Here is a 25909-nt window from a genome sequence, read left to right as displayed (position 1 = left end):
CTCTGGGTGTTGTTGAGATCCTCGCCTTTGGCGCTGGGTCTCACTGCAGCCAATAGATCATGGCGAACAGCGCGATCCACACGATGTCCACGAAGTGCCAGTAGTACGAGACGACGATTGCCGACGTCGCCTGCGCCGGAGTGAACCGGCCCATCGTCGTGCGGATCATGTAGATGATGAAGGCGATCAGGCCACCGGTCACGTGCAGACCGTGGAACCCGGTGGTCAGGTAGAACATCGACCCGTACCCGTCGCCGTTCAGCGTGACGCCGTCGTGCACCAGGTGGCGGTACTCGTTCGCCTGGCCGAGTACGAAGATGAGTCCCATCACGAACGTGATCGTGAACCAGCGCCGCAGCGCGAACACGTCACCCTTCTCCGCGGCGAAGACGCCCAGCTGGCAGGTCACCGACGAGAGGACCAAGATCACCGTGAACGTCGTCGCGTACGGGATGTTGAGGGCCTCGGTGTGGTGCTCCCACATGCTGTAGTCCGCAGCACGGATGGAGAAGTACATCGCGAACAATGCCGCGAAGAACATGAGCTCGCTGGAGAGCCACACGATGGTCCCGACGCTGACCATGTTCGGTCGGGTCAGCGAGTGGATCCGGCTCTTGTCGATGGCTGCCGCTGTCACGGCCTCATTATTCATCCGAACAAGGTCCAAGGTCCCCCGGGGTCCCCAATCCGGCACTGTGTACAGCCCGGAATATTCTGTGACCAGCGGGTAGGTCTAGCTTCGAGGGGTGCGTTCCGACGAAATAGCCTCACTCGCGGCCTCCGGCGGGGATACTGGACTCCCGCCTTTCAGCCCGGCGGTCATCTTCACCCAGATCAACCCGATCAGCCTGATCGCACTGGGTCTGATGGTCTCGGCGGCGCTGTATCTCTATGGCGTGTGGCGCCTGCGTCAGCGTGGCGACCACTGGCCACCGGGGCGGACCGCGGCCTTCGTCGCTGGTGGACTCGGGTCCATCGCGGCGGTGTCGGTGACCGGCATCGAGGCGTACGACACCACCTTGATCTCGGTGCACATGGTCCAGCACATGGTGCTCTCCATGGTCGGGCCGATCTTCCTGGCCCTGGGCGCGCCGACCACCCTCGCTCTGCGGGTGCTGGACAAGAAGCCGCGCAAGGTCCTGCTCAAGGTCCTGCACAGCCGGTACGTCCGGGTGCTGACGTTCCCCCTGGTCGCGTTCGGACTGTTCATCGCGAACCCGTTCGTCCTCTACTTCACCGGGGCTTATCGCCTGACCCTCGAGCACGCCTGGTTGCACGAGTTCGTCCACCTGCACTTCGTGGTGACCGGCTGCCTCTTCTTCTGGCCGCTGCTGGGCCTCGACCCGCTGCCGAACCGCTGGCCGTACCCGGGTCGCGCGCTGCTGATGGTCCTGTCCGTGCCGTTCCACACCGTGCTCGGGCTGACGATCATGCAGAGCAAGGAGCTGCTCGGCGGCGACTGGTACCCGAACCTCGGCCTGAGCTGGATGGATCCGTACGCCGACCAGGTCACCGCGGGCGGCATCCTGTGGGCCGGCGGCGAGATCGTCAGCGTCACGATGCTCGGCATCCTGGTGGTCCAGTGGGTCCGCCAGTCGGAACGCGAGGCCCGGCGGATCGACCGCGCCCTGGACCGCGAGGAAGCCCTGGCCGCCACGAAGCGACCGGAGCCGGACGCTCAATAACAGATTCGGTACGATCTGCGGGACTCAAGACGTGAGGTGGGGCACAAGATGAGCGAGTACACCGTTCTGCTCTACAGCGACGACGCCGCCGTGCGCGACCGGATCCGGCTCGCCATCGGCACGCGGCCCGCCGCCGACCTGCAAGTCGAGTTCGTCGACGCATCCTCCTGGGAGGAGTGCCGCCGCCTGCTCGACGACTACGAGATCGATCTCATGGTGCTCGACGGCGAGGCGACCCCGGCCGGTGGCATCGGTGTCGCCCGCCAGACCAAGGACGAATACCTCACTCCCCCGCCCACCTGCGTCGTCATCGCCCGGGCCGCCGACCGCTGGCTGGCGGCGTACGCCCAGGTCGACGCGACCCTGCTGGCCCCGCTCGACCCGGTGACCACCGGCCAGACCGTGGCCGGCCTGCTGCGCGCCCGCCGCGCCGGCGCCATCCCGCTCGGAACACAGGGCACCCCCGCCCGATAACCGTCGAACGATAGAAAGGGCCCGCCATGGCCGCACGTACCTGGCCCAACCTGACGAGTGCTCTGCTCCGTGGCGAGGAACTCGCCACCGCGGACACCGCCTGGGCCATGGGCGAGATCATGGCGGGCAACACGACGCCGGTGCAGGTCGCCGGTTTCGCGATCGCGCTGCGCGCCAAGGGTGAGACGCCCGCCGAGCTGGCCGGCCTGGTGGAGGCCATGCTGTCGAACGCCACGCTGGTGGAGCTCCCGGAGAAGGTCCGCACCAGCGCTGTCGACGTGGTCGGCACCGGCGGTGACCGGGCCAACACCGTGAACATCTCCACGATGGCGGCGATCGTGACGGCCGCGGCCGGGGTGACCGTCGTGAAGCACGGCAACCGGTCCGCTTCCTCCACCACCGGTACGGCCGACCTGCTGGAGCACTTCGGCCTCCCCCTCGATCTCGGTCCCGCCGGAGTGGCCCGGACCGTGTCCGAGGCCGGCATCGGCTTCTGCTTCGCCGCCCGCTACCACCCCGGCATGCGGCACGCCGCGGTGACCCGCCGTGAGCTGGGCGTCCCGACCTTCTTCAACGTGCTCGGCCCGCTGACCAACCCGGCCCGCCCGACGGCCGCTGCGGTCGGCTGCTTCGACCCGCGGATGGCCCCGGTGATGGCCGAGGTCTTCGCCCTCCGCGGCGACTCGGCGCTGGTGATGCGCGGCGAGGACGGGCTTGACGAGTTCACCACGGCGGCGCCGACCCGGGTCTGGGTGGCGAAGGACGGCAAGGTGGAGGAGCTGCTCGTCGACGCGACCGAGCTGGGTCTGCCGCGCAGCGCGCCGGACGCCCTGCGCGGTGGCGACGCGGCGTTCAACGCCGACGTGGCGCGGCGGACGTTCGCCGGCGAGCCGGGCGCGGTCCGGGACGCCGTCGTGCTGAACGCGGCGGCTGCCCTCGCGGCGCAGAGTGGCTTCCCCGGCGACTTCAGGGACACGCTGCGGGCCGGGATCGCCCGAGCCCAGGAGACGATCGACTCCGGGGCCGTGACGGCGCAGCTGGACCGCTGGGTGACCGCGGCCCAGGCGGCCAAGGCCGCCGAATAAAGCCCGAGATCCGCGGCAAGCGGCACTACAGGCCGGATAAAGCTGAAGAAAATCTGCAACACGCCGAGGTGTAACAACCAGAAATGTTCGGATTGCATGACATCGTCTGAATGACATTCGGGTAATACACCGCCACGGCGACGGCAAGGCGAAGGAGACACCCGTGCGCGAACGTGAACTCCGCTGCGTCATCTGCGACGGCGACATGCTCTTCGAGGTGCCGCCCTGCGAGGACGGCCACGACGACTGCCCCGAACTGGTCTGCACCCGCTGCGGCGCGGCCGAGGTGGTCGCCCCGATCGTCGTCCACCTGTGGTCCTCGAAGAGCCACAAGATCGCTCCCGAGCAACGCAGAGCGGCATAGCGAAAAGGCCCGCTTCCCTCGACGGGGAGCGGGCCTTCTCATATCAGGCTCAGTGGTGCGACGACTCCGGGTGCCGCGTGCCCGAGTAGTACTCGAACAGCATGCCGCAGGCCGTGAAGATCACGCAGACCAGGCCGAAGGCGAGCAGCCACCACATCCAGAACACCAGGCCGAGGCCGGCGATCGCGGCGGAGAGCGCGATGCCGAACGGCCAGTAGCTGCCCGGGCTGAAGAAGCCGACCTCGCCGGCGCCCTCGGCGATCTCGCCGTCCTCCCGGTCCTCCGGACGCAGGTCGATGCGCCGGGCGACGAACCAGAAGAAGCCCGCGCACATCAGACAGAGCAGCCCGGACAGGATCAGCGCGACGACGCCGACCCACTCGACACCGCCGTTGTACGCCGAGCCGCTGCTGACCGCGCCGTCGGTGGCGGTCGCGTGCGTGTAGAACCCGTACACCGCGGCCGCTCCGAAGAGGAAGACGGCGACGCCGGCGAAGATCTTGTATTCGGTACGCACGTCAGCCCCTACTTCCCTGCCGCGACGGAATCGGACTGGTTCCAGCTGTGCGTCTGGCGCCGGGTGTTGAACGGCGACGTGGTGGTCGCGTACGACTCCGCGCCGGTGAAGCCGATCGCGGCCATCGCCTGCTGGGTCGAGGCGCCGCTCTTCTTCGACTCGATGAACTGGTCGAACTTCTCCGGGGAGACGGTGACCAGCTCGAAGTTCATGAAGGCGTGGTACGTCCCGCAGAGCTCGGCGCAGCGGCCGACGTAGCGTCCCTCCTTGTCGAGGGTCACCTCGAAGACGTTGCGCACGCTGCCCGGGAACACGTCCCGCTTGAACAGCATCTCCGGCACCCAGAACGAGTGGATGACGTCCTTGCTGGTCTCCTCGAAGCGGATCGTCTCGCCGACCGGCAGGACCAGGATCGGGATGACGTCCGACGAGCCGATCGTCGACGCGACGGTCTTCGCCTCGACGCCCATGCCGTCGCGGTAGTTGAACTGCCAGTTCCACTTGAACGCCACGATCTCGACGACCTGATCGGGGTTCTTCGACAGCTTGTCCACGCTGGTCTGCACGATGGCGGTGTAGTAGAAGAGCACCGCGACGATCAGGACCGGCGTGACCGTGTAGAGGATCTCCATCGGCATGTTGAACCGGGTCTGCACGGGCAGCTCGTCGCCGCGCTTGCGGTACCGGATCACACACCAGAAGATCAGGCCCCACACACCGATGCCGACGGCGAGAGCCGCGAGCACCGACGCGATCCAGAGGTCGTACATCTCGTGCGCCTGCAGGCTGATGCCGTCACTCGGCCATCCGAAGTGGCCGAACGCGTCTCCCCAGTCCTGCAGCGAGCAACCCGAGAGCAGCGTCAGCAGCGTCGCACCGCCGAGACCCAGCCCGGCCGCTCGGCCTACTGCCCGCGGCCGTGTGGCCGAACTCCTTGCGCCCACCTGCTTCTGCCTCCTTAGCAGTTGCCGCCTGCCGAAACCGGACACTTGGCGGCAAGGCTCACCGACGGTCGCACACTACTCGACCAAGGCCGGGCCGCCCGCCACCGGGGGGCCGACGCCGACCGGAAAGCAAACTCCCGGACAACCGGACGATACCGTTCCCTGTGTGGATTACACAGGCGATCCGGCCGGGCAGCCGGTCTACCTGGACGCCGCGAGCGCGGCGCCGCTGCATCCGATCGCGCGCGAGGCCATGCTGGCTGCCCTTGCGGACGGATGGGCCGACCCCGCGCGGCTCTACGCGGCCGGGCGGCGGGCCCAGCAACTGCTCGAGGCGGCCTCCGCGGTGGTCGCGGAGATCTTGAGCGTACGGGTGGACGAGCTGTCCTTCTGGCATTCCGGCACTTCCGCGGCCCAGGCGGCCGTCCTCGGTGGTCTGAAGGGCCGTCGCCGGGCAGGGTCCACCCTGGTCCGTTCGGCGATCGAGCACTCCTCGGTGATCCTCGCGGCCCCGGATGCCGTCGAGGTGGGGGTGGACCGTCTCGGCCGGCTCGACCTCGATGCTTGGCAGGCCGCCGTGTCGGCGCCCGGCGTGGCTCTCGCGAGCCTGATCAGTGCCAGTCACGAGGTGGGTACCGTGCAGCCGGTCGAGGAGGCCGCCGGCCTCTGTTCCGAGGCGGGCGTGCCGTTGTTCGTGGATGCGGCGCAGACGGTGGGGCGGTCACCCGTACCCCGCGGGTGGGATCTTCTCAGCGCGAGCGCCCACAAGTGGGGTGGTCCGCCCGGCGTGGGAGTCCTGGTGGTCCGCAAGGGTGTGCGGTGGATCTCACCGCATCCGCAAGATGATCTTTATCGCCCGAGGCCACAAGGGGCGCTCGATCTCCCGGCGGTGGTCGCGGCCGCGGCGAGCCTGCGGGCCGTCTCGGCCGAGGCCCGAGCCGAGGGGGTACGCCTGACCGCACTGGTGGACCACATCCGTCAGACGGTGGCCGCGACCGTTCCGGACGTGGAGATCGTCGGGGACCCGGTCCAGCGGTTGCCCCACCTGGTCACGTTCAGCTGCCTCTACGTGGACGGCGAGGCGCTGCTGCACGCCCTGGACCGGCACGGCTTCGCGGTCTCGTCCGGCTCCTCGTGCACGTCCTCGACGCTGCGGCCCAGCCACGTGCTGGAGGCGATGGGCGTTCTCAGCCACGGCAACGTCCGGGTGTCGCTGCACCGGGACACCACGTCAGCGGAGGTCGAGCGGTTCCTCGCGGTGCTGCCCGGCCTGGTCGCCGGCATCCGGAAGGAGGCCGGGTTCTGATCACCCTCGACTGCCTCGGCCAGCGCTGCCCGCTACCCGTGATCAAGTTGGCGAAGGCGATCCCCGGCGTCGCCGTCGGCGAGATCGTCCGGGTGCTCGCCGACGATCCGGCCGCGGCCAACGACATCCCCGCCTGGTGCCGCATGAAGGGGCAGGAGTTCGTCGCCGGCCACGGCCATCAGTTCGACGTACGAAGGATCACCTGAGGTAGCCGACGACCGGGCTGACCGGGTCCTTCGCGAGGTAGGTGTCGACGACCAGGCGCGGGCCCAGGTACGGCTCGTACTCCGCCTGGCGCTCCAGCACCCGCACCCAGTCGGGCACGCCCTCGTGGTCGCGGGCCGCATAGCGGGCCTCGACCCGGCGGCGGTGCTCCGCGTCGTCGCCGCAGATCACCTCGACCACGCGCAGCGGCACGTCCATCCGCTCGGCCAGGTCGACCCAGAGCTGGCGGGCCGACTTGACCGGGTTGACCGCGTCGATGATCACGCTGTGGCCGATCTTGAGTTGCTCCTCGGCGAGCGCGGCCACCACGCCGTAGGCGGCGTAGCCGGGCCGGTGCTCCTGCACGTCGTAGCGCTGGAGCGTGAAGTCGACGGTGTCGACGGCGAGCACCGCCGCCGGCAGCTCGGTGGCGACCTGCGCGGCGAGGGTGCTCTTGCCGACGCCGGGCAGGCCGGCGAAGACCGCGAGAACCATGGTGGGTTTTTCCTAGTTGTTCAGGAACTGGGCGATTTCAGCGGCGGCGTCGTCGCCGTACGCCGCAGCGAAGCGCTTGGTGAACTCGGCGGGCTTGATGTCGTACTCCTGGGTGCCGACCGTCTCCAGCACCAGCGCCGCCACCAGCGAGCCGATCTGCGCGGACCGCTCCAGGCTCAGCCCCCAATGCACGCCCGCGAAGAAACCGGCCCGGAAGCCGTCGCCGACACCGGTCGGGTCCTCGCCGATCACGCCCGGGACGACCGGCACGTGGATCCGCTCGATCCCCCGGCCGGTGATCTCCACGCCGTCCTTGCCGAGCGTGGTGACCCGGATCTTGACCTCGTCGAGGACCTGCTCGGAGGTGAGACCGGCCTTGGTCTCCAGGAGCGAGCGCTCGTACTCGTTGGTCATCAGGAACTCGGCGCCGCGGATCAGGCTCAGCACGTCGGAGCCGTCCATCCGGGCGAGCTGCTGCGACGGGTCGGCCACGAACGCGTAGCCCCGGGCCCGGCACTCCTCAGAGTGGCGGATCATCGCGGCCGGGTCGTTGGCGCCGATCAGCACCAGGTCGAGGCCGCCGGCCCGTTCGTTCACCGGGGCCAGCTCGATGTTGCGGGCCTCGGCCATCGCGCCCGCGTAGAACGAGGCGATCTGGTTCAGGTCGTCGTCGGTGGTGCAGACGAACCGGGCGGTGTGCGCCACGTCGCTCACGTGCACCGAGTCGCAGTCGACGCCGTGCCGCTCGAGCCACGACCGGTAGTCGGCGAAGTCGGCGCCGACCGCGCCCACCAGGATCGGCCGCAGGCCCAGCTTGGCCATCCCGAACGCGATGTTCGGCGCGACACCGCCGCGACGCACCACCAGGTCGTCGACGAGGAAGGAGAGGGAGACCTTGTGCAGCTGATCCGCGATCAGCTGGTCGGCGAACTTGCCGGGGAAGTGCATCAGGTGGTCGGTGGCGATCGAGCCGGTGACGGCGATCTTCATTTCGGCCCTCGGGGTTGGGAACAAGGGGGCTGTTACGCCCTGAGACTACCGGCCCCTGAACGGCAACAGGCCGTCCCGTTAACGGGACGGCCTGTTCGTCTAGCTTTTTCGGATCAGTGGAACGAGTCGCCGCAGGCGCAGGAGTTCTGCGCGTTCGGGTTGTCGATCGTGAAGCCCTGCGCGTCGATGCGGTCCGCGAAGTCGATGGTCGCGCCCGCGAGGTACGGCGCGGACATGCGGTCCACGACGACCTCGACGCCGCCGAAGTCGTTCACGACGTCGCCGTCGAGCGAACGCTCGTCGAAGAAGAGCTGGTAGCGCAGGCCGGAGCAGCCACCGGGCTGTACGGCGATGCGCAGGCGCAGGTCGTCGCGCCCTTCCTGCTCGATCAGGGCCTTGACCTTCACCGCGGCGACGTCGGTGAGGGTGACGCCGGTCGGGGCGGTCGCCTCGGTCGACTCGGTGTGCGCTTCAGTGGTCACTAGGTATCTCCCTGCCAGGTGCGGTCATGTGCCGTACAGGCCAACGCTAACCCCAATCCGCCGGATTCCCAATCCGGGACGTGTTAGATCACCGGCTCCACTGCTGGGCGAGTTCGGCGGAGAGTTCCCGCAGGCCGCGCGCCGGTTCGGCGAGCGCCTGTTCCACGGAACCGAAATGCTCCACGAGCGTGTGCGTCTCGGTCACCCCGGCCGCGGCGGCCTCCCGGTGCCCGGTCTCGTTGCGCCCGGCCAGCACCACGCACGGCAGGCCGCGGTCCCGCGCTCCGGCGGCGATCCCGGCGACCACCTTGCCGCGCAGCGACTGGTGGTCGAACGACCCCTCTCCGGTGATCACCAGATCGGCGGCGTCGAGCTCGGCGTCCAGGCCGATCAGATTCGTGACCAGGTTGATACCCGAGGTCACCCGGCCACCGAGAGCGATCAGCGCGGCGCCCAGGCCGCCGGCCGCGCCACCGCCCGGCTCGGCCGCCAGGCCTGTTCGCCCGAACGCCTTCTCCAGCACGCCGGCGAAGTGCTCCAGGGCCGCGTCCAGGCGCAGCACGTCCTCCCGGGAGGCGCCCTTCTGCGGGCCGAAGACGTTGCTGGCGCCGTGCAGGCCGGTCAGCGGGTTGTCGACGTCGGTCGCGGCCACCAGGCTCACCTGCCGCAGCCGGGGCTCGCCGGCCAGTCCCGCCGCGGTGATCAGCGGGCCGCCGCCGTAGGGCAGGACGTTTCCGGCGACGTCGACCGGCGCCGCGCCGAGGGCGGCCAGCATGCCGGCGCCCGCGTCGTTCACCGCCGAGCCGCCGAGACCCACCACGACCTCGGTGGCGCCGCTCTCCACCGCAGCGGTGAGCAGGATGCCGAGGCCGTAGGAGATGGTCGCCTTCGGGTCACGCTCACTCGTCGCCAGCAGGTGCAGGCCGCAGGCCTGGGCGCTCTCCACGTAAGCGGTGCCTCCGGCGACCAGGATCTCGCCCGGTGCCGGCCGGCCGAGCGGGTCGACGGTCGACACCGGGATGCGCCTGCCGCCCAGCGCCGTGGCGAGGACCTCGACGAATCCGGGGCCGCCGTCCGCGAGCGGGCGGCGGACAAGCACGTCATCGGGGACGGACCACCCCTCGGCGACGGCATCGGCGACAGCGGGGGCGGAAAGGGTGCCGGCGAACTTGTCCGGACAGATCAGTACGCGCACACCGCGAGTGTGGCAGCACACCCCGTCCGGGCGCAGCCTCTGTACGGGGGCCTGTGTAACGATGATGGACGTGACGTCGACCTGGACCGAACCTCAGAACACCCCTCTGGCACTGCTGCTGCTCGGCAAGGGCACCGACCCGGCCAGCGAGCGCGGCGTCGACTGCCCCGGCGATCTGCCCGCGCCCAGCGACCCCGGCCTGGTGGCCCGGGCCACGGCGGCGAAGGAGGCGCTCGGGTCCCGGGTGTTCGTTCTCGGCCACCATTACCAGCGTGACGAGGTGATCCAGTTCGCCGACGTCACCGGTGACTCGTTCAAGCTCGCCCAGCAGGCCGCGGCCCGCCCGGACGCCGAGTTCATCGTCTTCTGCGGCGTGCACTTCATGGCCGAGAGCGCCGACATCCTCACGAAGCCCGATCAGAAGGTGATCCTGCCGGACCTGGCGGCCGGTTGCTCGATGGCCGACATGGCGGTGCTCGGGCAGGTGGAGACGGCCTGGGAGCACTTCGAGGACCTGGGCATCACCGACCAGATCGTGCCGGTGACGTACATGAACTCGTCGGCCGACATCAAGGGCTTCGTCGGCCGCAACTCCGGCGTCGTCTGCACCTCGTCGAACGCCAAGCGGGCCCTCGACTGGTCGTTCGAGCAGGGTTCCAAGGTCTTCTTCCTGCCCGACCAGCACCTCGGCCGCAACACCGCGGTGCTGGAGATGGGCTTCGACCTCGACGACTGCGTGCTCTACGACCCGCACAAGCCGAAGGGCGGCCTGACCGACGAGCAGCTGCGGAACGCCCGGATGATCCTGTGGCGCGGGCACTGCTCGGTGCACGGCCGGTTCACCCTGGACAGCGTCCGTGAGGTGCGCGAGCGGGTCCCCGGCGTGAACGTGCTGGTCCACCCGGAGTGCCGGCACGAGGTGGTCCGGGCCGCCGATCACGTCGGCTCGACGGAATACATCATCAAGGCTCTGGAAGCGGCGCCCGCTGGTTCGGCGTGGGCCGTGGGCACGGAGCTGAACCTCGTACGAAGGCTCGCTCTCGCCCATCCGGACAAGCAGATCATGTTCCTCGACCGGGCGGTCTGCTACTGCTCCACGATGAACCGCATCGACCTGCCGCACCTCGTCTGGACGCTCGAGGAGCTCGTCGCCGGCCGCGTGCCGAACGTGATCACGGTCGACGAGAAGACCGCGCACGAGGCCCGGGTGGCCCTCGACCAGATGCTCGCCCTGCCGTAACGCTGAGTAGTCAAATGAATCCACCCGTCCGGTGGATTCTTTAACGCTGCCTTAGCGAACAGCATTTAGCGGCGTTTCGCGCGCCTCTACGACTGGCGCGGTTGTCACTCAGCGCTATGCTTCCCCGGTTGCAGAATCGGGTACCCCCGCCCACGCTCTGCCCCTCGTTCACTGGGCGACCCACCGCCCGCCGGCTGGAGGTTACGTTGACCGACGATGTCCTGATCGTGCACGGCGGTACGCCGCTGCAAGGTCAGATCCGGGTCCGTGGCGCCAAGAATCTCGTTTCCAAGGCGATGGTCGCCGCCCTGCTGGGCGAGTCGCCGAGCCACCTCTACGACGTGCCGGGCATCCGGGACGTCGAGGTCGTGCGCGGCCTCCTCGAACTGCACGGCGTGAAGGTCACCGACGGCGCCGAGGACGGCGAGCTGGTGATGGACCCCACCAACGTGGAGAGCGCCAGCACCGACGAGATCAACGTGCACGCCGGGTCCAGCCGTATCCCGATCCTGTTCTGCGGCCCGCTGCTGCACCGGCTCGGTCACGCGTTCATCCCGGACCTGGGTGGCTGCCACATCGGCCCGCGGCCGATCGACTTCCACATCAAGTCGCTGCGCGAGTTCGGCGCGATCGTCGACAAGACCCCCGAGGGCATGCACCTGAGCGCCCCGAACGGTCTGCACGGCGCCAAGCTGGAACTGCCCTACCCGAGCGTCGGCGCCACCGAGCAGGTGCTGCTCACCGCGGTCCGCGCCGAGGGCGTCACCGAGCTGCGCAACGCGGCCATCGAACCGGAGATCATCGATCTCATCTGCATCCTGCAGAAGATGGGCGCCATCATCAAGGTGCACACCGACCGGGTCATCGAGATCCACGGCGTGCCTCGCCTCTACGGGTACGAGCACAAGCCGATCCCGGACCGGATCGAGGCCGCGAGCTGGGCCGCCGCCGCGCTCGCCACCCGCGGCGAGATCGAGGTCGTCGGCGCCCGCCAGGCCGACATGATGACGTTCCTGAACGTCTACCGGTCCATCGGTGGCGAGCTGAAGATCACCGACGACCGGATCGCCCGGCCCGGCGTCACCGGCGCCGAGGGCGGCATCAAGTTCTGGCACCCGGGCGGCGAGCTCAAGGCCGTCGCGCTGGAGACGGACGTGCACCCCGGCTTCATGACCGACTGGCAGCAGCCGCTCGTCGTCGCGCTCACCCAGGCCCGCGGCATCTCGATCATGCACGAGACGGTGTACGAGCAGCGGCTCGGCTACACCGACGCGCTCAACCAGATGGGCGCGACCATCCAGGTCTACCGGGACTGCCTCGGCGGAACCCCGTGCCGCTTCGGCCGCCGCAACTTCATGCACTCCGCGGTCATCGCCGGCCCCTCCAAGCTGCACGCCGCCGACCTGCGCATCCCCGACCTGCGGGCCGGTTTCGCGCACCTCATCGCGGCCCTGGCCGCCGAAGGCACCTCGCGGGTCTACGGCGTCGACCTCATCAAGCGCGGCTACGAGGACTTCGAAGCCAAGCTGGCCGCTCTCGGCGCTCACGTCGAGCGTCCCTGAGCTGCATCTTTGTCACGATCAACGGCGCGGTGTGCTGTACACCGCGCCGTTTGGCTACGCTGCTGACGTGTCCCCGCTGTTTCGCCGTAAGCCAGAGGAAGCCGCCCCCACCGAGGTGGAGGCGGTGACGACCGATGCCGACAACCGCCCCAAGGGCTACACGCCCAGCAAGAAAGAGCTGGGTGTGGTCACGCCGAAGCGGGCCGCCGTCGGCCGTCGCGTGCAGGACAAGGCCCCGGAGAACCGCAAGGAGGCCTACAAGCAGCTCCGTGAGCGGCAGCGGACCGAGCGTGCCGAAGCCAACGAGGGCATGCGCAACGGTGACGAGCGCTACCTGCTGGCCCGTGACCGCGGCCCGGAGCGTTCCCTGGTCCGTGACATCGTCGACTCCCGGCGCACCGTCGGCTCCTGGTTCATCGCCGGCGCCGTCGTCGTCCTGATCGGCTCCTCGGTCCCGAACCGCACGGTGCAGAACTTCAGCACCCTGGTCTGGGCCCTGCTCGCGCTGGCCGTCCTGGTCGACAGCATCCTGATCGCCCGGAAGATCAAGAAGCTGGTCAAGGAGCGCTTCCCGCAGAGCACGCAGCGGATGGGGTCCCTTTATCTGTACGGCATCATGCGCGGCCTGACCTTCCGCCGCATGCGCATCCCGAAGTCCAAGGTCGAATACGGCGACAAGATCTGACGCAGGCCGTTTCGTCCGTGGTTCGTGTGCGCTGACCGTCCCCTAAGAGGGCGACCAGCGCACACACCCGACGCCGAGCCCGGGCCGCCAGCGCACACAACACACGTCCGCGTGCGCCCACCGCCCCCAGGACGGCGCCCAGCTCACGCAAACCGAACACTGCGTGCGCCCACCACCCCTCTCGCCCCGACCCGGGCCACCAGCGCACACAACACACGTCCGCGTGCGCCCACCGCCCCCAGCACGGCGCCCAGCTCACGCAAACCAAACACTGCGTGCGCCCACCACCCCTCTCGCCCCGACCCGGGCCACCAGCGCACACAACACACGTCCGCGTGCGCCCACCGCCCCCAGCACGGCGCCCAGCTCACGCAAACCGAACACTGCGTGCACCGACCACCCCTCTCGCCCCGACCCGGGCCACCAGCGCACACAACGCACGTTCGCGTGCGCCCACCGCCCCCACGACGGCGCCCAGCTCACGCAAACCGAACGCTGCGTGAGCTCACCGCCCCCACGACGGCGCCCAACTCACGCAAACCGAACTTTGGCGTGAGCTCACCGCCCCGCGAAAAAGCCTGCTGCGTGCGCTCACCGCCCCGCGGAACCCTGCTGCGTGCGCTCACCGCCCAGCGCTGAAGGCCCGCTCCGTGGTCAGGGGACTCCGGCCAGGCGTAACAGGGCCGTCGAGGCCGCGGCGGCCAGCACCACTGCCACGAACGGGGCCTTTCGCCAGGCCAGCAGTGCTCCTACCAGGACTCCGGCCGGGCGGGCCGGGCCGGCGAACTCGCTGCCGGCCATCAGGGCTGCCGTGGCTGCCAGGGCGGCCAGCAGGGCGGCGGCGGCCATCGGCAGCAGGCGTTGCAGGGAGTCGGAGAGTTCGAGGCGTTCGCGGAGCAGGACACCGCTCAGGCGGATCGCGTAGGTGCCCGCTCCCAGGATGAGGATCGTGGCTATCAGCATCGGGACTCCTCGGCGGCGGCCGGCTCGGGGGCTTTCCGGAAGCGGGACGGGAAGAAGAGGACCAGCAGACCCAGCAGGGCGCAGAGGACCGGCAGGCCGGCCGGGAGCAGCGGGGTCAGGGCGACCGCGATCACCGCGCCGGTGAGCGCCACGAGACGTGTCGACCGGTCGCGCAGGGACGGCAGGATCAGGGCGATCAGGGCCGCCGGGAAGGCAGCGTCCAGGCCGAGGGCGTCCGGGTCGCCGGTGGCGCCGCCGAGCAGGACGCCGAGGACGGTTCCGATGTTCCAGGTGACGAAGAGGGTCGTGCCGACCAGCCAGTAGACGCGGCGCCTCTCCACCGGATCCGTGGAAGCCAGGGCGAAGGCGGTGGCCTCGTCGGTCATGATGTGGCTGCCGATCAGCCGGTCACGCCACCGGCCGCCGATGGTGTCCGCGATCGCCAGGCCGAACGGCAGGTGGCGGGCGTTCAGCAGCAGGCCGGCCAGGACGGCGGCGATCGGGTTGCCGGCGGCGATCAGGCCGGCGGCCAGGAACTGCGATCCCCCGGCGAACACCACCGTCGACATGAGGATCGGCGCCCAGGGCGGCAGGCCGTACGCGATCGAGATGGCGCCGAACGAAGCGCCCACCGCGACCATCGCCGCGCCCAGCGCGCCCACATCGCGCAGCGTTCGTTTCAGCGAACTCATGTTCGCTACGATGAACTAGCCCGAAGCGTTCGTCAAACCGAACAACTCGTCCGATGGAGCGAACATGCAGCAGCCGGCACCGCCGCTGGTCGTCATCGCGGCCGCCCTGCGCCGGGAGAGGGACCGAGCCGGGATCTCCCTGACCGAACTGGCACGCCGGGCCGGCCTGGCGAAATCGACCCTCTCCCAGCTCGAAGCCGGAACCGGCAACCCGAGCATCGAGACGCTGTGGGCGCTCGGGGTGGCCCTCGACGTGCCGTTCAGCAGGCTGGTCGAGCCGCCGACCTCACCGGTCCGCGTCATCCGCGCCGGCGACGGGCCCCGTCTGCGCTCCGACCACGCCGAGTTCGTGGCGACGCTGCTCGCGACCGGTACGCCGCACACCCGCCGCGACATCTACCTGATGGAGCTCGAACCGGGCGAGCCCCGCGAGGCCGAGGCGCACATCCCGGGCAGCGTCGAGCACATCGTGGTCTCCCAGGGACGCATCCGCACCGGGCCGGTGGACGAGCCGGTCGAGCTCGGCCCCGGGGATTACGTGACTTTTCCGGGGGACGTCCCCCATCGGTACGAGGCCCTCGAACCGGCCTGGGCCGTACTGATCATGGAACATCGCTAGCGGTGTAGAGCCGCGCCACCACGTCCTCGATGTCCGGTTCCAGCACTGACAGGTCGCGGACGCCGACCGCTGCCACGAGACCCGCCACGGCGGCGCCGGCGCCCGACGACTCCAGGGCGAACGTCACCCGGTGGCCGCCCGCCTCGGTCGACGTGAGGATCGCGCCGGGCAGGGTGAAGCCGTCGGGAAGTGGCCGTTCCAGATCAGCGACGAGGCTGCGCCGGGAGCCGTAGCGCGCATGCAGGGCCTCGATCGACCCGTCGTGCACCACCCGGCCGTGGTCGATCACGACGAGCCGCTCGCAGAGGCGCTCGATGTCGGCGAGGTCGTGCGTGGTCAGCACCAGGGTCACGTCGCCGGACGCGCCGAGCGAACCCAGGAACTGCCGGACCGCCTGCTTCGAGACGACGTCCAGGCCGATCGTCGGCTCGTCGAGGAACAGCACCTCGGGGCCGTGCAGCAGGGCGGCCGTCAACTCGCCGCGCATCCGCTGCCCGAGGGAGAGCTGGCGTACCGGGGTGTCCATGAACTCGTCCAGGTCGAGCAGGGAACGGCACTGCTTCAGGCGGGCCGCGTGATCGGCGGCCGGGACCCGGTAGACGTGCCGGAGCAGCGCGAACGACTCGCGTAGCGGCAGGTCCCACCACAGCTGGGAACGCTGGCCGAAGACGACGCCGATCCGCAGGGCCAGCCGGGTCCGCTGCGGCACCGGGGTGAGCCCGCAGACCTCCACCGTTCCCGAGGACGGCATCAGCACGCCGGTCAGCATCTTCAGGGTGGTCGACTTGCCCGCGCCGTTGGGGCCGATGTAACCCACCATCTCGCCGCGATCGATCGTGAGACTCACACCGTCGACGGCCGAGACCGTGCGTTTCTGCCGGCGAAAACGGCCGGCTTTCACCCGTACCGAGAAGGTCTTGTGAAGGTCCTGCATCTTGATCATGAGCCGGTGCTCCTGTAATGACGGATGCCGGCGCGCCAGACGACGGCGGCGATCACGGCGGCGGCGAGCGCGACCAGCGGCGACAGATAGCCGGCCCAGGCAGGCAGACCCAGCGGATCGGTCCGGCCGAGGAGCGCCAGCGCCGGCTGATAGGCGACGAACGCGAAGCCCAGCGCATAGGCGAAGATCCCGCGGAACAAAGGGCCATAAACCGTGATGGGGTACGAGGTGAAGTCCCGCCCTCCATAGGTGAACGCCGCGCCGACCTCCCCCGAATCGACCCACCAGAAGGCGAGCGTGGCGCTGATCACGAAGATCGACCCGAAGAACGCCGCAGCCGCCAGCGGAGTGATCACGACCAGCGCCACCCGGGCCGGCGTCCAGTCGATGTCGTTCACCGCGATCGCGCCGCCGAGCACGGTGAACCCGAACACCACGCGCAGCGCCTTCCGCAACGGCAGATCCATGAGCAGCAGCTGCGGCAGTGCGGGCAGCGGCCGGACCAGCACGGCGTCGAGCGTCCCGGTACGCACGTACACCTTCAGCCGATCGACGTTGCCGATCAGCATGTCGGCGAGCGCGAACCCGGCCGAACTCAGCCCCACCGTCAGCAGCGCCTCCTGCAGCGTGAAATCGCCGATCCGCGGCGCCGTCCCGAACAGCACCACGATCGTGATCACATCGAAGACGGTGGCGCCCATGTTGCCGACGAGCTCGACCACGAACGATGCCCGATATGTCGTCACCGACCTGAGCTGAGCCGTGAAGAGTGCTGCGTAAGGGTTAGCCACCCTGAACCACCAGCTTGCGTTCGGCCCTGCGCTGCACGAGCCTCGCGGTGGCCAGCATGGTGATCGCCCAGAACACCTGGATCGCCACCAGGCCCGCCTGCATCGCCGGCGGATCACGCTCGGCGATCACATCGAGCGGGGCCTGCAGCAGGCTCGGCATCGGCGTACCCAGCCAGAGCGTCACCGTCAACCACTCCGGCAGCAGCCGCAACGGGAAGTACAGACCGCCCAGAACGCCCGAACCCAGCGTCCACAGGATGATCGGGCCACGGGCGTCCTGCAGCCAATAGGCGGTCGCGTTGACGACATAGCGGCAGGCGAAGCAGATCACCACGGCGAGGATCACCGAGAGCAGGAAGAGCGGGATCGTCTGCCAGCGAGCCGGCACATGCAAGGGGAAGAAGATCGCGCCGACCACCAGCGGCGGGGCGAACCGGGTCAGCATCCCGTGCAGCCCACGGCCCAGATCCGCGGCGAGATAGCTGGTGACCGGCGAGACCGGACGTAACAGGTCGGCAGCGATGTCACCGGTGCGGATCCGCTCCGCCAACTCCGTCCAACCCCAGATTCCGATCACGGCGAGTAGTCCCTGGCCTACCCAGACATACGTGGCGAGCTGCTCCGCGTCATAACCGCCCGGTTGGCCGCCGCCGACACCCGCCGCCACAGCCAGCAGCACGTAGCAGCGGAGGAAGCCGAAGACGATGTTCGTGAACGATCCGGCTATGGTGGCTTGCCGGTAGGTGGACCACCTCCGGAAACCCGACCCGACAAGCACACCGAAAGTAGTGGCCGAGCTGCGGAACGGACCTATTCGAGAGATCGTCAGCACCCTGGCGTCGATCCGGCTCACGCCGTTAATCTCCTCTCGAAAACCCCCCGCGGTGGAGCCGGGCGACTCTAACCCGGTCCCCGGCGAGCCACGGCACGATTTTTGGACAAGGTGGAGTACGCCGTGACGGAGAGTTGCCAACTGCCGGGCTGCTTGGTGGGCCCCCTCTTGGGTGCTCTTTCGTCCTCTCCCGGTGCTCTCTCGTCCTCGCCCGGCTCTCTCTCGTCTTCTCCGGGCTCGCTCGCGTCTTCTCCCGGCTCTCTCTTGGGTCTTCGATGAATGGTTGGAGCTCCCGCCCGGGCCCGGACAGCTGGGACGACGAGCCGGCGTGGGTCTACGAGATCACCTGGGAGTGGGAGCCGGTTCCTGGGCAGCGTTATCCGGGGGATCCCGGGCGGCGGAGGGCTGTGCATACGCCGGTCTATGAGGCGTCCCGTGGTGGCGCTCCCGGTTCTGCTCCTGTTCCCGGCTCTGCTCCTGTTCCCGGTTCCGCTCCCATGAGCGGCATCCCTGCTCCCATGAGCGGCGTTCCTATGAGCGGCGTTCCCATGAGCGGCGCCCCGGTGAGTTCCGCTCCGGTGAGCGCCGCCCCGATCAGCTCAGCCCCGGTAAGCCCAGGCGCCGACGGCCGAGGCCGAGGCCGAGCCACGGTAGGCGCAGCCCCGGTACCAGCCCCGTCATGGCCCGACAACCCCCAGGGCTACGAGGACCCGCGCCCCCCGCGCGACGAACCCTCATGGAACCGCCCCATCCGCATGACCAACGGCCTGGACGACCGCCCCCGCCAGTCCGAAAACCCCCGAGGCGTCCCCGTCTACGGCCAGCAGTCCCCCGGAGCCGCCCCCGCCCCGGCACCCGGCTACCAGACTCCTGGCCCCTCCACGCCTGCACCCGGCCACCAGACTCCCGGCTCCTCCACCCCGGCACCCGGCCACCAGGGCCCTTTCTCCACGCCCGCTCCAGGTCACCAACCACCCGGCTCCGTTCCCGGACACAGCGCTCCTGGGCAGCCGGCCAACGGCCCGGGCCAATACGGCTCCGCGCGCCCGACCAGCGGCCCCCGAGGCGGCGTACCGGTAATGCCCGGCAACCCGCAAGGCATGCCCTCCGCCCCCGTGTCACCGAGCGGCCCCGGCCGTCCCCCAGCCGGCCGCGCCCAGCAGCAGCCCTCTTCCGACGCGCCCGGACAGTGGGGCCGAGGGCCAGTACCCCCACAGGCCTACGCCCCTCGCCCCGGCACCCCGAACTACCAGGGCGGCCCAGCCTCCCCAGCTCTCATTCCGCCGGGCTCGCCGCAGCACGCCCCCGGCCCCCACGGTCTGGGGTACGCCGCTACCCAGGCACCCCACGTTCCCGGACACGGCCCCACCCAGGCACCGCATGTTCCTGGAAACAGCCCTACCCAGGCACCGCACGGTCCCGGGCACAGCTCTGGCCAGGCACCGCACGGTCCCGGGCACAGCCCTTCCCCGGCACACCACAGTCCTGGTCAGCACAGCCCTAACCAGCACGCACCCGGTCAGGGCCAGCACACGCCCGGTCAGCACGTAGCCGGCCAGCACACGCACGGCCAGCACGCCCCGGGCCAGCACGCCCCAAGCCAGCACAACTCTGGCCCGAACTCCCCTGTCCAGCACATCGCCGGTCAGCACGGATCGACGCCGCCCGGCCCCATGCCACCGAACGGCCCCGGCAGCGGTGCCCCACTGCCCACACGCCAGCCCGGGACGCCGACGGCGCCGCAGGCAGGCACGCCCCTCTCGCCGCCGCCAGGCACTCCTCTGTCGCCGCCGCCAGGCACTCCTCGGTCGCCGCAGGCAGGCACACCTCTATCGCCGCAGGCAGGCGCTCCCATCTCGCCGCCGCCAGGTGGTCCCCTCTCGCCGCCGCCAGGTGGTTCCGTTCCACCCCATGCGGGTGGCGCCGTACTGCCACAGCAGGCCGACGTACCCGGAACGCCTCAGGGTCGTTTCGCAGGGCCCGTGCCGCCTGGCGCACCCGGCACTTACGGCCGCGGACCGCAGGACCCGAACCTCCGCGATCCCGGCTACCAGGCTCGTCGTTCCGCACCGGACCAGCAGAGTCCCTGGTCCGGTCCTGAGGCACGCCCGGCATCCGGTCCGGTGTCCCCGGCCGCAGGTGCCTACGGCAGCGCGCGTCCGGCTCCGCCCGAGGCGTTCCCGGCGTGGTCCGAGGAACGGCGTGCGCCGCGCGAAGGCCGTACCCCGGAAGCTCCTTTCGACCTCCGCCCCGTACCGCAGGAACGCAACACCCCGGCCCCGTCGCGCCCCGCGCCGCAGCCGACCCGCATGACCCCGCAGCAGCCGTCCATGCCGCCCGCTGCGCTGTACCCGCACGCCCCCCAGCCCACCCCGCACTCCCAGCCCAACCCGCACGCCCCCCAGCCCAACCCACACGCCGAGCCCAACCTGCACGCCCCCCAGCCCACCTCCGGCGCACGCCTCACCCCGGCCCACCCGATCTCGGCTCCCGCGGCTCCGGGTGTCACCCCGCAGCATCCGGTGCCTGATTCGGCGCCCCGGGATCTCAGCAGCCCGCACCCGATCCCCGGTACGGCCAACCCAGGCATCGCTCCGGTCTCCGGGCCGGTCTCTGGGCCTGACTCTGATCCGGTCTCTGGGCCGGTCGGTCCTAGGATCCAGCCGGTCTCGGATCTGGGTGCCGTGCCCGGGCAGCCAGTCCCCGACCTCCGCGTTCCTGGGCAGCCGGCCTCCGGACCGACGGAAGGGTTCAGCGGCGAGGTTCGACAGGGCGATCTTTCTGGTACGCCGGGCGACCACCGGCAGGGGGTCGACCAGACTCAGACCATCGACCCCCAGCGACGCAGTGTTCGGGCTGAGGGCTTCACTGAGGCTCCTGCGGAACGGCGGCCGACCTCGCATGCCCGTCCCGACGAGACTGGCGTCCACGAGCGGCTTGACGAGGCTGCTGGACGGTACGAGGAGCCGGCCGCACCGAGCAGGGCGAGGCACGCCAGCGGGGTGACCGCCGGCTACCCGACGATCGGCGAACCCTCACCGATCGCCGAACCGCAAGCGGAGAGCACCCCGGCCGAAGAACCACACGGCCTCGGATGGCTGTTGTCGCAGAGCGGCTACGGCGGCACCACACCCGTGATCGAACCCGAACCCGAAGAGGTCCTCGAGACCGAACCGGACGCCGAACCCCGCCCCCAGGGCTGGTTCGCACCCGCCGCCGACGAGCAACCCGAGGAAGAGCGGCCTTCCGAGGAACAGCTTTCCCAGGAACAGCCTGCCGCCCAGGAACAGGCTGCCGCCCAGACACAGGCTGCTGCCCAGGAACAGCCTTCCGAGGTACAGCCCGACGCCGAGGAACCGCTTTCCGGGGTACAGCTTGCCGAGGAAGCAGTCACCGAGGAGTCCGTCGAGGACGAGCCTGTCGAGGACGTTCCGGTCGAGGACGAGCCTGTCGAGGACGTTCCGGTCGAGGACGAGCCTGTCGAGGACGAGCCGATCATGGTCGAGGCGATGGTTGATGAGCCTGCCGTGGCCGTAATCGACGAGCCTGCCTCGATCGAGGCCATGGTCGGCGAGCCCGGATCGGTCGAGGCCACGGTCGACGAACCCGGCTCAGTCGAAGCCGGGACCGACGAATTCGGCTCAGTCGAGGCCGGGACCGACGAACCCGGCTCAGTCGAGGCCATGGTCGACGAGCCGGCCGCCGTCGTCGAGGTCGTAATCGAGGAGCCGATCGCAATCGAAGCGGTCGGGAACGAGGCCATCGACGACGAGACCGGCGTCGACCAGCTCTCCGAGGATGAGGCGATCGCGGTTGAGGCCATCGCCGACGAGCCCGGATCCGTCGTGGCCGAGGTCGACGAGCCGTTCGCCGTCGAGGTTGTGAGCGAGGGTCCATCCGAAGTCGAAGCGGTCGAGGGTGAGGCCATCGGCGACGAGGCCATCCTCGACCAGCACTCCCGGGATGAGGCGAGCGCGGTTGAGGCGGGCGGTGAAGATGAGGCTGCGAGTGTTGAGCCCATCGTCATCGAGCGCCTTCTGGTTGAGCCGATCTCCGTTGAGCCGAGCTATGACGAGCCACTCGTCGTTGAGCCGATCCATGACGAACTTGTCGCGGAAGAGGCTGGTGGCGACGAGGCGGTAGAGGACGAGACTGCTGCCCTTGACGATGAGGGCGCTGGCTTCGATAAGGCGTTCGCTGATTTTCAGGCCTATGCCGATACGGCGGCTGTGCGCGCCGTCGAGGAACCTGCGTTCGATAAGGCGTTCGCTGACTTTCAGGCCTACGCGGATACGGCGGCTGGGGATGGCGAGCCGGCAACCGAGGTGATCGTCGAGGCTGAGAGTGAGCCCGCCACCGAGTTGATCATCGAGGCTGACGAGGCGACCGCGGTCATCGCGGCGCCCTCCGAGGAAGCCACCACGGTCATCGCGGCGCCCTCCGAGGAAGCCACTGCGGTCCTCGAACCGCCGGCTGAAGAACCGACCGCGGTCATCGCCGCGCAGGCTGAGGAAGCCACCACGGCCATAGAGGCGCAGCCTGAAGAAGAAACCGAGACCGAGCCCGCCACCGTCGTCATTGCCACGGCGCTTGCGGCCATCGTTCCGGACGAGGAGAGCGCGCCCGTTGAAGCGCTCACCGCGACGGCCGCTGAAGCAACCGCGCAGACCGAAAAAGAGCAGCCTGGCGACGTACCGGAAAGTGCTCCTGTCCGTCAGCGTCGTGATCAGCCGGCGCCCAAGGACCGGCGCCGGGCGGATCCGGAGCAGATTCTGGCGTCTTATGAGTGGACGTTCGACCCGCAGACGCTGCGTGAACAGGTTGATGACCCGGATCGCCTGTGGGACCTCGTCGATCGGCTCACCGACCGGCTGGAGTTCGCCGAGCGTGACAACGTCAGGGCCGGGCTGCTCAGTCTCCGGGCTGTCGTCTCGCGCGTCCTCGGTGAGCTGGACGACGCTCTCGCGGATGCGCGCGAAGCGTTGCGGCACGCCGAATCCAGCGCCGAGCTGCGACCGATTTCGATCACGAAGGCGCGGCTGGCTCAGGTGCTGCAGTGGCGGGGTGAGTTCGCGGAGGCGGACCGGCTCTACGCGCAGGCCGACTCGGTGGAGCTGCCCTCCCGTACCCGGGCCGAGATCTTGGAGCTGGCCGGTCGGTCGGCGTTCGAGCAGGGGCGGCACCTGGAGGCGGTGAACCACTTCGAGCGGGCCCTGGACGTACGGCAGGGTGGTGATCCTGAGCTGATCGAGCGGATCGAGCTGGCCCTGGACACGATCAGCCGGAAGTCCGGCGACGGCGGCTGGGGTCCCTATCCCCGGACGCGCGACGAACTGCTCGGTCTCCCCGCTTCCCCGATGCCGCTGATCGACGAGGGCACAAATCTCTGGGGGTACGCCGCGGCCGTGGAACCCCGCTACGCGGAGGTCACGCCGTTCGCCGAGGGTGTGGCGTGGGTGCGCCGCCCCGACACGATCACCTGGGAATTGGTCGACATCACCGGAAAAGCCCTTATAGGTGGATACGTCGGCATCACCCCCTTCAGTGACAACCTCGCCTGGGTCAAGAAGGACGACAGCGGCTGGTTCCTCATCGACAAGCACAACCAGGTCGTGCTGCAGAGCGCCTTCGAGGAGGCCAGACCGTTCCGCGCCGGCATGGCGCTGATCAAGCAGAACGGCGTCTGGGGCGCGATCGACCGGACCGGCAGGATCACGGTGCCGCCGCGCTGGCAGTCCTTCGCCACGACGCTGGCGATCGGTGGCGAGGTGGACGGGTTCAGCGAGGACGGCCTGGCCGTCGTCGAGTCCGGTGGCCGGCTGGGCGTGGTCGATCGGGACGGCGGGATAGTGGTGGAGCCGGCGTACGCGAAGATCGTGATCCACCCCTCGGCGCTCCTGGTGGCCGACGACCGCGGGCAGTGGGGCGCGCTGACCAGGACCGGCGAGCCGCTCGTCGACCTCGTGCACCCGGACCGGGCCGAGGCGGCGGCAGCGCTCGACGAGGAACCGAGACCAGTCCTGTAGAACAGGTATATGAAGCACCGTCATCTGGGCCGCTCCGGCCTGCTGGTCAGCGAGATCGCCTACGGCAACTGGATCACCCACGGTTCCCAGGTCGAGGAGGACGCCGCGCTCGCCTGCGTGCGCGCGGCCCTCGACGAGGGGATCACCACGTTCGACACGGCCGACGTCTATGCCGGCACCCGCGCCGAGGAGGTGCTGGGCCGCGCGCTGAAGGGCGAGCGCCGGGAGGGCCTCGAGATCTTCACGAAGGTCTATTGGCGCACCGGGCCGGGCGTCAACGACAGCGGGCTCTCCCGCAAGCACATCATGGAGTCGATCGACGGTTCTCTGAAAAGACTGGGGACCGAGTACGTCGACCTCTACCAGGCACACCGTTACGACAAGCACACGCCGCTCGAGGAGACCATGGAGGCGTTCGCCGACGTGGTGCACCGGGGCAAGGCGCACTACATCGGCGTCTCCGAGTGGACGGCCGCCGAGATCCGGGCGGCGAAGCCCCTGGCCGACGAGTTGAAGATCCGCCTGGTGTCGAACCAGCCGCAGTACTCGATGCTGTGGCGGGTCATCGAGGCCGAGGTGGTGCCGGCCTCGGTCGAGCTGGGCCTCGGCCAGATCGTCTGGTCGCCGCTCGCGCAGGGTGTGCTGACCGGCAAGTACAAGCCCGGTCAGCAGCCGCCGGCCGGGTCACGGGCCACCGACGAGAAGTCCGGCGCCGGGTTCATCGCCCGCTGGCTGGAGGACGACGTCCTGACCCGGGTGCAGCAGCTCCAGCCGCTCGCCGACCAGGCCGGGCTCACCCTGGCCCAGCTCGGCGTCGCCTGGGTGCTGCAGAACCCGAACGTCTCGGCGGCGATCATCGGGGCGTCCCGGCCCGAGCAGGTCCGGGACAACGTGAAGGCCTCCGGGGTGGAGCTGGACGCCGGTCTGCTCAAGGCGATCGACGAGATCGTGGATCCGGTCGTGACCCGCGACCCGTCGCTGACGTCCAGCCCCGCGAACCGTCCCTAACCGGCCTCCCAGAACCTCATCAGTTCGAATCCGAGCTGATAGAGCCAGTACGGCACGCCGATCAGCTCGGCCAGCCAGTTCACCACCTCGAAGAAGTAGCTACCCAGCTGCGTCTGCCAGAGCAGCAGGAACAGCAGGAGGAAGCCCCACGGGGCGACGAGGTTCCAGGCGCGCTGGTAGGCCGGGCTGAACCACGGCGAGATGATGCTGCCACCGTCCAGGCCGGGAATCGGCAGGAAGTTGAGCAGGCTCGCGGTCACCTGGAGGAAGGCGAGCAGCGCGAGGGCCGCCCAGAACTCCAGGTGCTCCGCGGTCACCACCGACGGGGACAGCTCCGGCGCCAGCCCGGCCAGGAACGGCACCGCCACGATCAGCGCCAGGACCACGTTCGTCAGCGGACCCGCCGCGCTGATCAGCGAGTCCTTGAGCCGGCTGCGGATGTAGCGGTGGTCGACCCAGACCGCGCCACCGGGCAATCCGATGCCGCCGAGGATCACCACGATCACCGGCAGCACGATGGAGAGCAGCGGATGGGTGTACTTCAGCGGGTTGAGCCGCAGGTATCCCCGGTCGGCCACGCTGAGGTCACCGGAGAAGTAGCCGGTGACGGCGTGGGCGTACTCATGCAGGCAGAGCGAGATGATCCAGCCGGAGATGACGAAGAGGAAGACGTCGATCTTGACGTTCCCGAAGCGGCTCCAGGTCATGAAACCGCTGACCGCGAAGACCGCCACGATCCCGACGAAGACCGGGCTCGGCACGAACGCGTTGCGCGGCGCCCTGGTGTAGACCGGTTCGTAAGTCACG

The 25909-nt window shown here is 69.5% G+C and carries 25 protein-coding genes; 12 read left to right on the top strand and 13 right to left on the bottom strand.

Annotated features, from left to right (window positions below):
- Positions 1-40: 40 nt before the first annotated feature.
- Positions 41-637 (bottom strand): heme-copper oxidase subunit III, encoded by a 597-nt coding sequence (locus EP757_RS17675; protein ID WP_127554295.1) that lies wholly within the window; start codon positions 635-637, stop codon positions 41-43.
- A gap of 109 nt (positions 638-746) precedes the next feature.
- Between EP757_RS17675 and EP757_RS17670 the strand changes: the two genes are divergently transcribed.
- The 4 genes from EP757_RS17670 to EP757_RS17655 all read left to right on the top strand — a co-directional run bounded on the left by EP757_RS17670 (position 747) and on the right by EP757_RS17655 (position 3608).
- Entirely contained in the window at positions 747-1685 is a 939-nt protein-coding gene (locus tag EP757_RS17670; RefSeq protein ID WP_127547435.1) for a cytochrome c oxidase assembly protein, read from the top strand.
- A gap of 48 nt (positions 1686-1733) precedes the next feature.
- Positions 1734-2159, top strand: coding sequence for a hypothetical protein (locus EP757_RS17665; RefSeq protein WP_127547433.1), 426 nt, complete (start codon positions 1734-1736; stop codon positions 2157-2159).
- A 26-nt stretch (positions 2160-2185) separates the two neighbouring features.
- Entirely contained in the window at positions 2186-3244 is a 1059-nt protein-coding gene (trpD, locus tag EP757_RS17660) for an anthranilate phosphoribosyltransferase (protein ID WP_127547431.1), read from the top strand.
- A 163-nt stretch (positions 3245-3407) separates the two neighbouring features.
- Positions 3408-3608, top strand: a complete 201-nt coding sequence (locus EP757_RS17655; RefSeq protein ID WP_127547429.1) for a hypothetical protein — start codon at positions 3408-3410, stop codon at positions 3606-3608.
- 49 nt (positions 3609-3657) lie between these two features.
- On the opposite strand, the gene EP757_RS17650 is transcribed toward EP757_RS17655, so the two are convergent.
- The gene (locus EP757_RS17650; protein WP_127547427.1) at positions 3658-4125 is read right to left on the bottom strand and encodes a cytochrome c oxidase subunit 4; all 468 of its coding nucleotides are present in this window, start codon (positions 4123-4125) and stop codon (positions 3658-3660) included.
- Between the two features lie 8 nt (positions 4126-4133).
- The gene (gene coxB, locus EP757_RS17645; RefSeq protein ID WP_127547425.1) at positions 4134-5069 is read right to left on the bottom strand and encodes a cytochrome c oxidase subunit II; all 936 of its coding nucleotides are present in this window, start codon (positions 5067-5069) and stop codon (positions 4134-4136) included.
- Positions 5070-5235: 166 nt separating this feature from the next.
- Here coxB and EP757_RS17640 point away from each other — a divergent pair, with 166 nt between their 5' ends.
- Positions 5236-6375: a cysteine desulfurase family protein gene (locus EP757_RS17640; protein ID WP_174262410.1), complete on the top strand. Its 1140-nt coding sequence runs from the start codon at positions 5236-5238 to the stop codon at positions 6373-6375.
- Positions 6372-6581 carry a sulfurtransferase TusA family protein gene (locus EP757_RS17635; RefSeq protein ID WP_127554294.1) on the top strand — a complete coding sequence of 70 codons (210 nt, stop codon included), beginning with the start codon at positions 6372-6374 and terminating at the stop codon, positions 6579-6581. The genes EP757_RS17640 and EP757_RS17635 overlap by 4 nt, the downstream gene beginning before the upstream one ends.
- Here EP757_RS17635 and EP757_RS17630 read toward each other — a convergent pair.
- The 4 genes from EP757_RS17630 to EP757_RS17615 form a co-directional block, all read right to left on the bottom strand.
- Positions 6574-7074 (bottom strand): ATP-binding protein, encoded by a 501-nt coding sequence (locus EP757_RS17630; RefSeq protein ID WP_127547423.1) that lies wholly within the window; start codon positions 7072-7074, stop codon positions 6574-6576. The genes EP757_RS17635 and EP757_RS17630 overlap by 8 nt on opposite strands.
- Before the next feature lie 12 nt (positions 7075-7086).
- Positions 7087-8064 carry a carbohydrate kinase family protein gene (locus EP757_RS17625; RefSeq protein ID WP_127547422.1) on the bottom strand — a complete coding sequence of 326 codons (978 nt, stop codon included), beginning with the start codon at positions 8062-8064 and terminating at the stop codon, positions 7087-7089.
- 113 nt (positions 8065-8177) lie between these two features.
- Positions 8178-8546: an iron-sulfur cluster insertion protein ErpA gene (gene erpA / locus EP757_RS17620; RefSeq protein ID WP_014441527.1), complete on the bottom strand. Its 369-nt coding sequence runs from the start codon at positions 8544-8546 to the stop codon at positions 8178-8180.
- Between the two features lie 88 nt (positions 8547-8634).
- Positions 8635-9741 carry a glycerate kinase gene (locus tag EP757_RS17615; protein ID WP_127547420.1) on the bottom strand — a complete coding sequence of 369 codons (1107 nt, stop codon included), beginning with the start codon at positions 9739-9741 and terminating at the stop codon, positions 8635-8637.
- Between the two features lie 61 nt (positions 9742-9802).
- Here EP757_RS17615 and nadA point away from each other — a divergent pair, with 61 nt between their 5' ends.
- From nadA to EP757_RS17600, 3 genes are all read left to right on the top strand, one after another.
- Positions 9803-10981, top strand: a complete 1179-nt coding sequence (nadA, locus tag EP757_RS17610) for a quinolinate synthase NadA (protein WP_127547418.1) — start codon at positions 9803-9805, stop codon at positions 10979-10981.
- A gap of 206 nt (positions 10982-11187) precedes the next feature.
- Positions 11188-12543: a UDP-N-acetylglucosamine 1-carboxyvinyltransferase gene (gene murA / locus EP757_RS17605; protein WP_127547416.1), complete on the top strand. Its 1356-nt coding sequence runs from the start codon at positions 11188-11190 to the stop codon at positions 12541-12543.
- 67 nt (positions 12544-12610) lie between these two features.
- A complete protein-coding gene (locus EP757_RS17600) occupies positions 12611-13228 on the top strand; it encodes a DUF3043 domain-containing protein (protein WP_127547414.1) in 618 nt (205 codons plus the stop codon).
- A gap of 654 nt (positions 13229-13882) precedes the next feature.
- Here the strand turns inward: EP757_RS17600 and EP757_RS17595 are convergent.
- The gene (locus tag EP757_RS17595) at positions 13883-14191 is read right to left on the bottom strand and encodes an AzlD domain-containing protein (protein ID WP_127547412.1); all 309 of its coding nucleotides are present in this window, start codon (positions 14189-14191) and stop codon (positions 13883-13885) included.
- Entirely contained in the window at positions 14185-14883 is a 699-nt protein-coding gene (locus EP757_RS17590; RefSeq protein WP_127547410.1) for an AzlC family ABC transporter permease, read from the bottom strand. Before EP757_RS17590 ends, EP757_RS17595 begins: the two co-directional genes overlap by 7 nt.
- Before the next feature lie 64 nt (positions 14884-14947).
- On the opposite strand from EP757_RS17590, the gene EP757_RS17585 reads away from it, so the two are divergent.
- The gene (locus EP757_RS17585) at positions 14948-15502 is read left to right on the top strand and encodes a helix-turn-helix domain-containing protein (protein ID WP_127547409.1); all 555 of its coding nucleotides are present in this window, start codon (positions 14948-14950) and stop codon (positions 15500-15502) included.
- Here the strand turns inward: EP757_RS17585 and EP757_RS17580 are convergent.
- From EP757_RS17580 to EP757_RS17570, 3 genes are read right to left on the bottom strand one after another with little or no spacing between them, the layout of a single operon-like run.
- Positions 15486-16445 carry an ATP-binding cassette domain-containing protein gene (locus tag EP757_RS17580; protein WP_127547407.1) on the bottom strand — a complete coding sequence of 320 codons (960 nt, stop codon included), beginning with the start codon at positions 16443-16445 and terminating at the stop codon, positions 15486-15488. The genes EP757_RS17585 and EP757_RS17580 overlap by 17 nt on opposite strands.
- The gene (locus tag EP757_RS17575) at positions 16442-17191 is read right to left on the bottom strand and encodes an ABC transporter permease (protein ID WP_232050554.1); all 750 of its coding nucleotides are present in this window, start codon (positions 17189-17191) and stop codon (positions 16442-16444) included. The genes EP757_RS17580 and EP757_RS17575 overlap by 4 nt, the downstream gene beginning before the upstream one ends.
- 37 nt (positions 17192-17228) lie before the next feature.
- Entirely contained in the window at positions 17229-18080 is an 852-nt protein-coding gene (locus EP757_RS17570) for an ABC-2 family transporter protein (protein WP_127554292.1), read from the bottom strand.
- Positions 18081-21070: 2990 nt separating this feature from the next.
- On the opposite strand from EP757_RS17570, the gene EP757_RS17565 reads away from it, so the two are divergent.
- Positions 21071-24094, top strand: a complete 3024-nt coding sequence (locus EP757_RS17565; protein ID WP_127547404.1) for a WG repeat-containing protein — start codon at positions 21071-21073, stop codon at positions 24092-24094.
- 9 nt (positions 24095-24103) lie between these two features.
- Positions 24104-25102 carry an aldo/keto reductase family protein gene (locus EP757_RS17560; protein ID WP_127547402.1) on the top strand — a complete coding sequence of 333 codons (999 nt, stop codon included), beginning with the start codon at positions 24104-24106 and terminating at the stop codon, positions 25100-25102.
- Here EP757_RS17560 and EP757_RS17555 read toward each other — a convergent pair.
- Complete coding sequence (locus tag EP757_RS17555; RefSeq protein ID WP_127547400.1) at positions 25099-25908, bottom strand: site-2 protease family protein; 810 nt, start codon at positions 25906-25908, stop codon at positions 25099-25101. The two genes, EP757_RS17560 and EP757_RS17555, sit on opposite strands and share 4 nt — an antisense overlap.
- Position 25909: the final 1 nt, after the last annotated feature.

This window comes from Actinoplanes sp. OR16, assembly GCF_004001265.1.
GTDB lineage: Bacteria > Actinomycetota > Actinomycetes > Mycobacteriales > Micromonosporaceae > Actinoplanes.
The sequence above is the reverse complement of the archived record's forward strand: the minus strand, read 5'-3'. Positions and strand labels throughout refer to the sequence as shown.

What these genes read in the sequence shown, in the direction of transcription:
- EP757_RS17665 (WP_127547433.1), top strand. Translation starts at nt 1,734, where the DNA reads ATGAGCGAGTACACCGTTCTGCTCTACAGCGACGACGCCGCCGTGCGC.
- trpD (WP_127547431.1), top strand. Translation starts at nt 2,186, where the DNA reads ATGGCCGCACGTACCTGGCCCAACCTGACGAGTGCTCTGCTCCGTGGC.
- EP757_RS17630 (WP_127547423.1), bottom strand. Translation starts at nt 7,074, where the DNA reads ATGGTTCTCGCGGTCTTCGCCGGCCTGCCCGGCGTCGGCAAGAGCACC.
- EP757_RS17625 (WP_127547422.1), bottom strand. Translation starts at nt 8,064, where the DNA reads ATGAAGATCGCCGTCACCGGCTCGATCGCCACCGACCACCTGATGCAC.
- nadA (WP_127547418.1), top strand. Translation starts at nt 9,803, where the DNA reads ATGATGGACGTGACGTCGACCTGGACCGAACCTCAGAACACCCCTCTG.
- EP757_RS17595 (WP_127547412.1), bottom strand. Translation starts at nt 14,191, where the DNA reads ATGCTGATAGCCACGATCCTCATCCTGGGAGCGGGCACCTACGCGATC.
- EP757_RS17590 (WP_127547410.1), bottom strand. Translation starts at nt 14,883, where the DNA reads ATGAGTTCGCTGAAACGAACGCTGCGCGATGTGGGCGCGCTGGGCGCG.
- EP757_RS17585 (WP_127547409.1), top strand. Translation starts at nt 14,948, where the DNA reads ATGCAGCAGCCGGCACCGCCGCTGGTCGTCATCGCGGCCGCCCTGCGC.
- EP757_RS17580 (WP_127547407.1), bottom strand. Translation starts at nt 16,445, where the DNA reads ATGATCAAGATGCAGGACCTTCACAAGACCTTCTCGGTACGGGTGAAA.
- EP757_RS17560 (WP_127547402.1), top strand. Translation starts at nt 24,104, where the DNA reads ATGAAGCACCGTCATCTGGGCCGCTCCGGCCTGCTGGTCAGCGAGATC.